A 12,091-nucleotide genomic window follows, 5' to 3' on the forward strand; every position below is an offset into this window, starting at 1 on the left:
CATCCGCACGCGCATAGAGACGTTAGCTGCGAAAGCTTTTCGCGGCGGCTGCGTGTATGAGGAGACAATAGGAGCAGGAGCGATGATATGAAACACACGGCCGCTTTGCTTTCAATGGCGACCGGGGTTCCGCCCAATGTGTTTCATCAGTCGCAAATTCTCGACGCGGCGCGTTTCATCTTAGGCTCGCGATATCCGCAATTCGAAACGTTATCCGCTCTTTTCGCCAACACAGGCATCCAGCACCGCTACGGCGTGAAGCCGATTGAATGGTATTGCGAGCCGCGGGGCTGGCCGGAGCGAACTCAAGCCTTTCTGGACGGCGCGGAAGCACTATTCGTCGACGTCGCGCAAAAGGCCATGGAGCGGGCCGATCTTGGCGCAACTGACATCGACACCGTCGTTACGGTGTGTTCGACCGGCATCGCCACCCCGACGCTTGAGGCCCGCGTCGCCGGCAGGCTTGGCTTCCGAACGGATGTGTCGCGCGTGCCGGTGTTTGGGCTCGGCTGCGCCGGCGGCGTCGCGGGACTATCCATTGCATCGCGATTGGCGCAAGCCCGGCCAGGCACCAACGTGCTCCTCGTGGTCCTCGAACTTTGCACGCTTGCCGTTCGCCACGACGAACTGACGAAGGCCAATATCGTTGCCGCCAGCCTGTTCGGCGATGGGGCTGCGGCCGTCGTGCTGCGCGCCGGAGATGGAGGTGCAACACGTATCGAGGCGACCGGCGAGTACCTCTGGCCGAACACGCTCGATATTATGGGATGGCGCGTAGACCCTGAAGGATTCGGCGTGATCTTCCAGCGGACAATTCCGGACTTTGTGCTCGCGCACATGAAGCCGGGCGTCACCGCAGTTCTGTCCGGGCTGGGTCTCTCGATCGGAGACATCGACCGCTTCATTTGCCATCCCGGTGGCGCAAAGGTCATCGTCGCGATCGAGCGTGCTTTCTCCCTCGATCAGGGAACTCTCGATCACGAACGAAGCGTCATTGCCGATTACGGCAACATGTCAGCGGCCACCGTCTTGTTTGTACTCGAACGTGCCCGCGCACAGGGCCTGCCCTCGCGGTCGCTTGTGACCTCGCTGGGCCCGGGCTTCACCGCTAGCTGCGTCACGCTGCGTCACGCCGCGTGACTCTCGCCGCTCTCATTCTCGCGCTGGTTACAGTGCAGCGGCTAGGCGAACTTATCCTGTCCCGTTACAATACCGCGAAACTATTGGCGCGGGGCGCGATCGAGATCGCGCCTGGTCATTATCCGCTGATCGTCGCGACCCATGCCGCCTGGCTGATCGCATTGTGGGCGTGGGGCCGCGATCAGGATGTCAACTTCGTCGCCCTTTCGGTTTTCATTCTGCTCCAGGTGTTTCGCTTGTGGGTACTCGCAACCCTCGGACCACGATGGACCACGCGCATCATCGTCTTACCTGATGCGCCGATGGTGACATCAGGACCTTACAGATACTTGTCGCATCCGAACTATGCGATCGTTGTCGCGGAAATCGCAGTGTTACCGCTCGCGCTTCATCTGTATCTGCTGGCGCTTGTCTTCACTGTCCTGAACGCGCTGGTGCTCAGTATCCGCATTCGCGCCGAAACCCGCGCGCTTGCAACGGTACGCGAACGGCGGCCATGATCTGAGCCTCTCCGCTTGTTTGTCCACCATTTTTGGAGGCTCCAATATGCTGGTGAATGGAAAATGGACATCGGACTGGCAACCGGTCCAGTCCAAGGATCGTCCCGAAGGGTCCGGACCTCAGTGACTTCGGCCTTTAATGTGCGAGACGTTGGTAAGAACGACATAACGGCCGTCGGACGTACGAGTGGTACTCGGCAAGCCAATTCGACGCCGGCTAGGACGTCAAATGGCGAACAGCCTCAGATCAGCGAAGCCACCGCCTCTAGCCCGATGATGCGCGCCAGCGCACGCACCTCCTGCTTCTGGTCCTCTCGCAGCCTGGTCAACAACGGCTGGGCCGCGACCTTGATCTGCTCGATCTCACCGGCTCCGAGCGAGGCGTTCTTGCCCGGCGCCGAACGCCGCTCGTGGATTTTATGGGCGGCATCGCGCAATGCGCTTTCCACGGCTGGCCAGTAGGGCTCTTGCCCGGGCGTCAGTCGCAGCCTTCCTTTCAACGCAGCGATCTGCATATCGCTAAGCAGCGAATAATCCTTCTGAATGGACTGGTTTGCGAGTTTAGGTCGGGGACGTGGCAGCGGCGGGTCCTCGATCGGTGGCGTCGACGGCGCAATCTCGGTGTCGAGGGGAAGCTCGGTCGCAACCGCCGGCCGCAGCGATCCTGACAACGTCAGATCGGCGCCAGCGTCAGGCACAGCAGTCTGGACCGGAAGCTTGTCTGCCTTGCTCTCGCGATTGGCTGCCAACTCCGTCGGTTCTGATTCCACGGACACTGGAGACGGCGTTGCGACAAACCGGACCATCAGAACGTTGCCGCGGCCGAATATCGCCGCCAGCGCCACCCCCGTGACAACGCAGCACGCAAGCGCCAGAATCGTCATCGTCCGCGTCAAAAAAGGCCTCCAGTCCAGTTCACGAGCGGAGCCGATTGATCCTCACAACTCAATATGAATCAAGGCTTGCCTGGGCAAGACCGGGCTGGGCGGCCGATATTCACACGCAATCCGAATCTCGGGACGCGGTGGCCCGCAGTCAGGCTGCCAGAATATAGGCGTCCTGGATGTCGGCGACGAGTTCGGATACTTCCCAGATTGCATTTGGCGGGATGGCATTCATGCTGACCGTCCAGTTGGCGCCTCTGCGGGTCTTCGGCGTGCTGACGATGTCGAACTGCACCTCGCGGCACAATGGATGCCTGCCGAACGCCGCGGTCACTCGCGCCTGTAATTCCTGGATGGTCGCCGGTGTTCTTACCGACGCGATGTCGTGTTCCATCGGCCTTATGCCCGCTCGAACGGTATCTGGCCTCTTTCGGCAGATACATATCGGTCTCGGACAAGGTGTCTGATAGTGGTTAATGAGGTGTTAACAACGGAACCGCCCCCCAAGGAGTCCTCTGGTTCCGCTCAGAGCGGACTTGGAACGAACCGCCGCTGGAACACCCCCCCACGACGAGTTCACGAAGCTGGCGATCCCGTCCGGCACAATTACTTGGTCCGTTTGAGTTCCTCCAGCACCTCATCGATGGTCGCAAGATGCGTTTCCACGGCCTGGCGAACCAGCGTGTAGGGCTTGGGATCATCCGGGTCGTCCGCCCTTCGAACAACAAAGCCACGTTTGAAGGCCATCGCCCTCGCCTGCCTGAATTTTTCCAGGTCATCATTGACCGTCATCTTATGGCCCTCCCTCCTCCGCCGTTAAAAAGCGATCTCGCCCGAACTGCGGCCTCCATCTATTCCAACTCTGCCCTGTTCATCAATGCAAACGCTTCGCGCGCATGCGCCGCCCTTTGGGTCGGGATGATGCTTCAGATCAAGCGGAATGCGATCACGAATCCCAGGACGATAACGGCAGCACCGATGGACACCCAAAGACCGAGCCGCTTTTCGATTTCGTGGCGAATAGCGTCGCCGAAGCGATCGAGCAGGATCGCGACGATGAAGAAGCGGCCCCCCCGGGCGATGATCGAGCACAGGATGAAGAGCCAGACATCGTATCCGGCGAAACCCGATGTGATGGTGACGAGCTTGTAGGGAATCGGCGTCAGGCCCTTGCCGATGATGATCCACGCGCCCCAATGCGCATACGACGCGCGAAACGCTTCGACCTTGTCGCCAAGTCCATACAGATGAATGAGCCATTGGCCGACCGAGTCGTAGAGCAATGCGCCGATGGCATAGCCAAGCACGCCGCCGGCAACCGAAGCGATCGTGCATACGGTCGCGAACAGCCAGGCCCGTTGTGGCCGCGCCAGCGCCATCGGCAGCAACATGACATCAGGCGGCACCGGAAAGAATGAGCTTTCAGCGAAAGCCACTGCGGCCAAAATCCAGAGCGCATAGGGCTTGTCAGCGGCGGCGATGCACCAGTTGTAGGTCCGTCTCAGCATGGCGCGATCAACCATCGCAGAGCCGATTTGTCCATGGCTGATGCGAAGATTCAGCGGTGCTTGCACAGCGAACTGGGGCCGACGGTCGACTCACCCATCGGTTCCCGACGGAGTGTAAAAGACAACCTGAATGCGCGACATATTGCAGCGGTCATCGCGCATTTAAATTGCCTCTGATAGACTGCAACCGAGTTACGGTCGCGCGTTGCGGCCCCACAATCAGTCCGCCGCAGCATCTTCCATGCAAATACGGTCTATACGTCTCTGGTATGTCCTCCTTGTGCTCGTGAGCGCGGTCGGCGTTGCATACCTCGGCGTTGCGGGCGGCCGGGCCGACGCCGGCGCGCCAACCGAGATCAAATTCTCGCTCGACCGCCCGATCGACGCCGCCGTGGCTCCGGTCGTTCTGGCATCGACCAGGGGGCTATTCAGCGCGGAAGGCCTGAATGTCACGACGATGGCCGCCACCGACACGGCGGACGCCATTGCGCGCGTCGCGGTCGGCACGAGCGAACTGGCGCTCGCCGACCTCAACGCCCTGATCCGCTTTCGCGATCAGCCAGGCGTACGGCCAATCAAGGCGGTGTTCGTGCTGTTCGACAAAACGGCTTACGCCTTCATTGCGCGCAAGAGCCGGGGCATCACCACGCTTGCCGACATCGAGGGCAAAACGGTCGGCGTCACCGATGGCGATCTTTCCATCAGACTGTGGCCTGCACTCGCACGGCGGAACGGATTAAAACTCAAGGCCGTGAAGCTGCAGCAGATCGGCCCCGCCGTTCGTGAGCCGATGCTGTCGGCGGGCCAGCTCGACGCCATATCCGGCCTGTCGTACCTGTCGGCGATCGACCTGCGCAATCGCGGAATTCCGGCCGACGATATCGCCGTGCTGCGATTTTCCGACTACGGCTGCGCCGCCTATGGCAAGGCCCTGATCGTCAACCCGGAATTCGCAGCCGACAAGCCGGAAGCGGTGAAGGCATTTGTGCGCGCGGTGATCGCCGGTCTGCGACTTACCATCAGGGAGCCCGCGCAGGCTGTCGATGACGTGCTGGGTCAGATGGCTAGCGGATCACGGGCCGTCGAACTGCAACGCCTGCATGCGGTCCTGAGCGACAACATTCTGACTAGCGAGGTGAGACACAGAGGCATCGGCGGTATCGACCCGGTCCGGTTCGAGACGTTGCTCGACCAGATCGCCGAAAATTTCAAGTTCCGAAATCGTCCGGCGGCCACGGATATTTTTGACAGCAGTTTTTTACCACCCGCCAGCGACCGCAAGATCACGCAGGCCGAGTAGACGGCACGAGGAAGCTGTATTCCGCTGCCGGCCCGGCTATAGCGTTTTCGAGCGAACCGGTATCCACGTCGCTCGAAACCGCTATAGTGTTGCGATCCGCAAGAGCCTCTTCCAATGTCGATGGTCCGCCTTTATACGCGCGTTCTTGAATTGCTTGGCAGAGAAGCGCGGCTTGGCTGGATTTTAGCCGGCGCCAATCTGCTGCTGGCCGGCGCGCAGTTCGCCGAGCCGGTGCTGTTCGGCCGCATCGTCGACGTACTCTCCGGCAATCCCGCCGCGGGTCCTTTCGGGACAACTTCGACCTCGCCGTGGCCGCTGCTGGCGGTTTGGGTGGCCTTCGGCCTCTTCACGATCCTGTGCGGCGTGATCGTGGCCCTGCAGGCCGACCGTCTTTCCCATCGCCAGCGCCAGGCCGTGCTGACGGGCTATTTCGAGCACATCATGCAGTTGCCGCTCACCTACCATGCCGGCACCCATTCGGGACGGCTGATGAAGGTGATGCTGCAAGGCACGGACGCCCTGTGGCGGCTGTGGCTCGGATTCTTCCGCGAGCATTTCGCGGCGATGATGTCGCTCGTGGTGCTGCTGCCGCTATCGCTCTATATCAACTGGCGGCTGGCGATCCTGTTGTTCGCGCTTTGCATCGTATTCACGATGCTGACGACGCTGGTGGTTCGCAGAACCTTCGATATGCAGAACGAGGTGGAGGCGCATTTCAGCGACCTCTCTGCGCGCGCCTCCGACGCCCTCGGTAACGTCGCACTGGTACAGAGCTTTGTGCGCGTCGATGCCGAGGTTCAGGGCCTGCGGTTCGTCGTCGACAAGCTGCTGGCGGCGCAGATGCCGGTGCTGTCGTGGTGGGCCGTCGTCACCGTGATGACGCGCGCCTCGACCACTATCACCATCCTGGCGATCTTCGCCGTCGGCATCGTGCTGAATCAGCGGGGGATGACATCGGTCGGCGAGATCGTGATGTTCGTGAGCTTCGCCACCATGCTGATCCAGAGGCTCGAGCAAGTGGTAGCCTTCATCAACAGCGTGTTCATGGAGGCGCCGCGGCTCAAGGAGTTCTTCAACGTGCTCGACGCCGTTCCGGCGGTGCGCGACCGTCGCGACGCCGTCGACGCCGGGCGATTGCAGGGACTCATCGAATTCCATGACGTGTCGTTCTCCTATGACGGCAAGCGGCCCGCGGTGGAGGATCTGTCGTTCGTCGCGTTGCCCGGCGAGACCATCGCATTGGTCGGCCCGACCGGCGCCGGCAAGTCCACCGCCGCCGCGCTGCTGCATCGCGCGTTCGATCCGCAGTCCGGCAGCATCAAGATCGACGGCATGGACATCCGCAGCCTGACGCTGACCTCGTTGCGACGAAACATCGGTGTGGTGTTTCAGGAGGCACTGCTGTTCGACCGCTCGATCGCGGAGAACCTGCGCGTCGGCAAGCCTGACGCCACCGAGAAGGAGATGCGGTTCGCCGCCGAGCGGGCCCAGGCGCTCGACTTCATCGAACGCGGCGAGAAAAAATTCGACACCCATGCCGGCGAGCGCGGGCGAATGCTGTCCGGCGGCGAGCGGCAGCGGCTATCGATTGCCCGCGCGTTGCTGAAGGACCCGCCGATCTTGATCCTCGACGAGGCAACCAGTGCGCTCGACGCAGTGACCGAGGCCAAGGTCAATGCCGCGCTCGACGAGGTGATGAAGGGACGCACGACATTCGTCATCGCGCACCGGCTGTCCACCATCCGCAACGCCACGCGTATTCTGGTTTTCGAGAACGGGCGTGTGATCGAAAACGGAACCTTTGACGAACTGGTGGCGAACGGCGGCCACTTCGCTCAACTTGCGAAAGCGCAATTCATGACGCAAGAGAGTACCCCAGCAGGCTAGCCATCGTCGCGAACCAGCCCAACCGTCGAAATTCGGCCCCTTTCGTTGGGGAATTAGGCTGCGAGCCATCTGTTCTGGCTTGCCAGGCCGGTATAGATTGGAGCCGCCGCGTCGACGGCGCCTGGACACGCTTGAAACCTAGCGCGTATTCCGCAAAAGTGGATACCGGTTTTGCGATCAGAATACGCGCAGTTACTCATTGAGAGCATTTCTTACGGTTAAGTCGGACTCCCCTTAGCCGGAAAATACTCGAGAAGCAGGCCTCCTTGCCAAAGTGAGGTCTCAAAGGACCGGAACAACCGTGCATTCTTGCTTCGTCCTGTTTCGCAAATGGCTGCCGATCTGGATGGTCCTTGCTGCCGGATTGCTGGTTGCGGTCGCGCCACTGCGCGCAGCTCATGCCACCGAAGCGCATCTGCTGATCGAGGCGGACAGCGGAAAGGTGCTGGAAGCCGAGAATGCCACCTTTCCCTGGTATCCGGCCTCAGTCACCAAGCTCATGACCGCTTACGTCACGTTGATGGCGGTCAAGCACGGACGCATCACACTCGACACGCTGTTTACGGTATCGCCGACCGCCACCGCACAATCGCCTTCGAAGATGGGCTTTCGGCCGGGTACGCAGGTGACCGTCGACAACGCGTTGAAGATGATGCTGGTGAAGTCGGCCAACGACATGGCCGTGGTGCTTGCGGAAGGCGTCGGCGGCTCGATCGACGGTTTCTCGGCCGAAATGAACGCGGCCGCGCAGCGGCTTGGCATGACGCAGACGAGCTATGTCAACCCGAACGGCTTGCCTGCCGACGGCCAGATTTCCTCGGCGCGCGACATGGCTATTCTCGCGCGCGCCATCATTCACGATTTGCCTGAATACGAATATTTCGTGCACATCCCCTCGATACGCTACGGCCGCAGGGTGACGCACAATTTCAACAAGCTGATCGGGCGCTTTCCGGGCGCCGATGGCTTTAAAACCGGGTTCATATGCGCCTCCGGATATAATCTCGTTGCATCCGCTACACAGAACGGCAAACGCCTGATCGCGGTGGTGCTCGGCGCATCGTCGGGCACGATGCGCGCTGTGCGCGCCGCGCAAATGCTGGAGCGCGGCTTCGCCAACAATACGATGTCGTGGCTGCGTCCGGCGCTCGGCACTGTTGACGGGCTGGCGCCGATCGCGGCCGCGCCTCCCAATCTGCGCGATGAAATGTGCGGATCGAAACGCGCGCATCCTGCTAGCGATGAAGATAACGATGTTGTCGCCAACACGTCGACGACAAGCGCCGCCGTGATGTCGTTCTTCGCGACTGGCACGCAACCGCCAGCGCTGCGACCGGTGGACATGATGGCGGCAGCTCCGGCGCCCTCGGATCCAATCGTTGTCTATACCGGGCCGACGCGAACCGGTGCTGCCATCGCCGCAGCAGCAGAAGCCGATGCCGCACGCGATGCTCCGCCAAAAGCCGGTAAGCGCAGCAAGACTGCCCACAGCAAACGCGACGACAATGCCGCGCCGGAAGCCAAAGCTAATGAAAAATCGAAGAACCAGGTCTCGGTAACGATCAACCCCAATTCCACAAAACCTCCAGCCCATACGAAGCCGGCCGCCAGCAAAAAGCCTGATGCGAAGCGTACCGGTGCCCGGCCAGCTTCCGCCAAGCCGAAAACAGCCGAAGGCAAGTCCAAGCCGTAAACCGCCGCCAGGCGCTGGCCACCAACCATCGCGGGCCAACCACGCCAAGACAAGCCCTCGAGCCTGCTACGGCGGCACCCATGCGTCGTTACCGCGCAACTGCTTGCCTTGGACAGCCGCCTTGCCCGATATTCCCTGACCACGACATCTTTCTCTCCCTTTGAACAAGGATCACCGGGGCGTCACATGGATCGCATCTGGCTTGGGCAATATCCCGCAGGCGTGCCCGCTGACATCGACGCGTCGCAGTACGCTTCGTTGATCACGTTGCTGGAGGAGAGCTTTGCCAAGTTCAGCGACCGCAAGGCCTTCATCTGCATGGACAAGGCGATAACCTATCGCGAGCTCGACGAGACGTCGCTTGCCCTCGGCGCTTACCTGCAAGGCCGGGGACTGAAAAAGGGCGCGCGCGTCGCGCTGATGATGCCGAACGTCCTGCAATATCCGATTTCGACAGTGGCCGTGCTGCGCGCCGGCTATGTCGTGGTCAACGTCAACCCGCTCTACACGCCGCACGAGCTTGAACATCAGCTCAAGGATTCCGGTGCGGAAGCGATCATCGTGCTGGAGAACTTCGCGTCGACGGTACAGCAGGTCATCGGTAAAACCGACGTCAGGCACGTCATTGTCGGCAGCATGGGCGATCTGCTCGGCTTCAAGGGCGTGATCGTCAACTTCGTGGTTCGCCACGTCAGAAAGATGGTGCCGCCGTCATCAATCCCGGGCGCGGTCAAGTTCAACGACGCCCTTGCCGCGGGACGCGGTATGACGCTTGCCCGGCCCGAACTCGCAGCTGACGATGTGGCCTTCCTGCAATATACCGGTGGCACAACCGGCGTCTCGAAGGGCGCGACGCTGCTCCATCGCAACATTCTCGCCAACGTGCTGCAGAACGATGCCTGGCTGCAGCCGGCGCTGACGAAGTCGCCGATGATCGATCAGATCTTCATCGTCTGCGCTCTGCCGCTCTATCATATCTTCGCGCTGACCGCGTGCTTCATGCTGGGGATGCGCGCGGGCGGCGTCAATCTGCTGATCCCGAATCCGCGCGACATGCCGGGCCTCGTCAAGGAATTGATGAAGTATCAGATCAACGTCTTCCCGGCGGTGAATACGCTCTACAACGCCCTTCTCAACGCACCCGGCTTCGACCGTGTCGACTTCTCGAAACTCAAGGTGTCGATCGGCGGCGGCATGGCCGTTCAGAAGGTCGTGGCGGAAAGGTGGCTGAAAACGACGGCATGCCCGTTGCTGGAAGGCTACGGCCTTTCGGAAACCTCGCCGACGCTGACCTGCAATCCCGCCGACAGCACCAAATTCTCCGGCTCGATCGGGCTTCCCATGCCCTCAACATACGTCTCCATCCGGGACGATAACGGCCAGGAAGCGCCGCTCGGCGAGCCCGGCGAAATCTGCGTCCACGGTCCACAACTAATGCCCGGCTACTGGAATAGGCCGGACGAGACCGCAAAGGTGATGACGGCGGACGGCTTCTTCCGTACGGGCGACATCGGCATCATGTCCGCGGACGGTTACACCCGGATCGTCGACCGCAAGAAGGACATGATCCTGGTCTCCGGGTTCAATGTCTATCCGAACGAGATTGAGGACGTGATCGCGAGTCATCCGGGCGTGCTGGAATGCGCGGTGGTCGGCGTCAAGGACGAGAAATCGGGTGAGGCGGTGAAGGCTTTCGTGGTGAGGAAGGATCCGAATCTCACATCCGAGGATCTCATCAAGTTCGTGCGGACGCAGCTGACGAGCTACAAGGTGCCGAGGCGAATCGAATTCCGCGACACCCTGCCGAAAACCAATGTCGGCAAGATTCTCCGCCGCGCATTGCGCGACGAAGTCAAAGGCCCGGCTTAGCAATCATCTCTTCCGGAGCACAGGGTTCAGGAAAACGCCTGTTCGATCATGAATGACACAACTCTCCCCTCTCCCGCCGATATCCTCGCCTTCTGGCGAGAGGCCGGCATATCCAAATGGTATATCAAGAACGACGCGTTCGACGCCGAGGTACGCCGTCGCTTTCAAAGGCTTTGGGAAGCCGCTCGGGATGGCGAACTCGCGGGATGGGAGGAGACCGACGATGGCGCACTGGCGCTCGTCATCGTGCTCGACCAGTTTCCGCGCAACATGTTCCGGGGCGACGCCCGGACCTTCTCGACCGACGATCAGGCGCTAGCCGTCGCCGTTCGTGCCATTGCAGGCGGCGCCGACACGCGCATAGAGCTCGACCTTGTCGAGTTCCTTTATATGCCCCTCATGCATTCCGAGCGGCTCGCGGATCAAGACCGCTGCATTGAGCTGTTTCGCGCCCGCGGCCGACCGGACAACCTCAAATTCGCGGAAATCCATGCCGACATCATTTGCCGGTTCGGCCGTTTTCCGCATCGCAATCTTGTGCTCGGGCGCACGACGAGCGCGGAAGAGCAGACGTTTCTCGACGCGGGCGGGTTTGCAGGCTAGCGCGGTTTTGACTTTGATGGATCAAGGCCTGGGCGTTAGCGTTATATTTGAGACGTTTTCGCGATGTAGACCCGAAAGCGCGTTATGGAGGTACGGTGAACGGGTAGCCGTTGCTATTTCGCTGTTGGAATATTGTACCTCCTTCCCTCCCCACGCTGCCATTCCATGGAGATTTGACGATGACCATCAAAGTTGGCGACCGCCTGCCCGATGCGACGTTTCGTATCATGACCGAGGACGGGGTCCAGACCAAAAGCACCGGCGACATCTTCAAAGGAAAGAAAGTAGCGTTGTTCGCGGTGCCCGGTGCCTACACAGGCACCTGTCATAAACAGCATCTGCCGAGTATTTTCGCTAGCGCTCGCGCCATCAAGGACAAGGGCGTGAACGAGATCGCCATTGTCTCGGTCAATGACGTGTTCGTCCTGAGCGCCTGGAAGCGCGATACCGACCAGCGTAACGAGGCGATGTTCCTTGCGGACGGCAACGCCGAGTTCGCGAAGGCGATCGGCCTGGAGTTCGACGGCTCCGAGAAGGGTCTCGGCATCCGCTCGAAGCGCTATTCCATGCTGGTCGAGGACGGGGTGGTGAAGAAACTGAACGTCGAGGACTCGCCTGGCAAGGTCGAGGTCTCCGGCGGAGATACGTTGGTCGAGCAGTTGTAAAAATTGATGTCATGCGCGGGCATAGCCGTTCGAAGAACGGGG

11 protein-coding genes and 1 pseudogene are annotated in these 12,091 nt (G+C 60.9%); 8 read left to right on the forward strand and 4 right to left on the reverse strand.

All coding sequences use genetic code 11. The annotated features are described in order from the left end of the window. Nucleotides 1–84 precede the first annotated feature (84 nt). Both AC1RT6_RS12235 and AC1RT6_RS12240 read left to right on the forward strand, forming a co-directional pair. A pseudogene (locus tag AC1RT6_RS12235) lies at nt 85–1,140 on the forward strand (type III polyketide synthase); the annotation flags it as partial. Next, complete coding sequence (locus AC1RT6_RS12240; protein WP_079448238.1) at nt 1,137–1,640, forward strand: isoprenylcysteine carboxyl methyltransferase family protein; 504 nt, start codon at nt 1,137–1,139, stop codon at nt 1,638–1,640. The pseudogene AC1RT6_RS12235 and the gene AC1RT6_RS12240, both read left to right, overlap by 4 nt. 242 nt (nt 1,641–1,882) lie before the next feature. On the opposite strand, the gene AC1RT6_RS12245 is transcribed toward AC1RT6_RS12240, so the two are convergent. From AC1RT6_RS12245 to AC1RT6_RS12260, 4 genes are all read right to left on the reverse strand, one after another. Then, the gene (locus tag AC1RT6_RS12245; protein ID WP_244553575.1) at nt 1,883–2,536 is read right to left on the reverse strand and encodes a hypothetical protein; all 654 of its coding nucleotides are present in this window, start codon (nt 2,534–2,536) and stop codon (nt 1,883–1,885) included. A 139-nt stretch (nt 2,537–2,675) separates the two neighbouring features. Then, nucleotides 2,676–2,918, reverse strand: a complete 243-nt coding sequence (locus tag AC1RT6_RS12250; protein ID WP_079448240.1) for a hypothetical protein — start codon at nt 2,916–2,918, stop codon at nt 2,676–2,678. Between the two features lie 212 nt (nt 2,919–3,130). Next, nucleotides 3,131–3,316, reverse strand: a complete 186-nt coding sequence (locus tag AC1RT6_RS12255; RefSeq protein WP_079448241.1) for a hypothetical protein — start codon at nt 3,314–3,316, stop codon at nt 3,131–3,133. Nucleotides 3,317–3,450: 134 nt separating this feature from the next. Further along, nucleotides 3,451–4,032 carry a YqaA family protein gene (locus AC1RT6_RS12260; protein WP_079448284.1) on the reverse strand — a complete coding sequence of 194 codons (582 nt, stop codon included), beginning with the start codon at nt 4,030–4,032 and terminating at the stop codon, nt 3,451–3,453. A 241-nt stretch (nt 4,033–4,273) separates the two neighbouring features. Between AC1RT6_RS12260 and AC1RT6_RS12265 the strand changes: the two genes are divergently transcribed. The 6 genes from AC1RT6_RS12265 to AC1RT6_RS12290 all read left to right on the forward strand — a co-directional run bounded on the left by AC1RT6_RS12265 (nt 4,274) and on the right by AC1RT6_RS12290 (nt 12,049). Further along, nucleotides 4,274–5,332: an ABC transporter substrate-binding protein gene (locus AC1RT6_RS12265; protein ID WP_079448242.1), complete on the forward strand. Its 1,059-nt coding sequence runs from the start codon at nt 4,274–4,276 to the stop codon at nt 5,330–5,332. A 114-nt stretch (nt 5,333–5,446) separates the two neighbouring features. After that, entirely contained in the window at nt 5,447–7,219 is a 1,773-nt protein-coding gene (locus tag AC1RT6_RS12270) for a glucan ABC transporter ATP-binding protein/ permease (protein ID WP_079448243.1), read from the forward strand. Nucleotides 7,220–7,520: 301 nt separating this feature from the next. Continuing rightward, nucleotides 7,521–8,912: a D-alanyl-D-alanine carboxypeptidase family protein gene (locus tag AC1RT6_RS12275; protein ID WP_079448244.1), complete on the forward strand. Its 1,392-nt coding sequence runs from the start codon at nt 7,521–7,523 to the stop codon at nt 8,910–8,912. 186 nt (nt 8,913–9,098) lie between these two features. Next, entirely contained in the window at nt 9,099–10,781 is a 1,683-nt protein-coding gene (locus AC1RT6_RS12280) for a long-chain fatty acid--CoA ligase (protein WP_472790594.1), read from the forward strand. 48 nt (nt 10,782–10,829) lie between these two features. Beyond that, the gene (locus AC1RT6_RS12285; RefSeq protein WP_079448246.1) at nt 10,830–11,384 is read left to right on the forward strand and encodes a DUF924 family protein; all 555 of its coding nucleotides are present in this window, start codon (nt 10,830–10,832) and stop codon (nt 11,382–11,384) included. A 179-nt stretch (nt 11,385–11,563) separates the two neighbouring features. Further along, the gene (locus AC1RT6_RS12290; RefSeq protein WP_079448248.1) at nt 11,564–12,049 is read left to right on the forward strand and encodes a peroxiredoxin; all 486 of its coding nucleotides are present in this window, start codon (nt 11,564–11,566) and stop codon (nt 12,047–12,049) included. Nucleotides 12,050–12,091: the final 42 nt, after the last annotated feature.

This window comes from Nitrobacter sp. MLSD-S21, assembly GCF_058809865.1.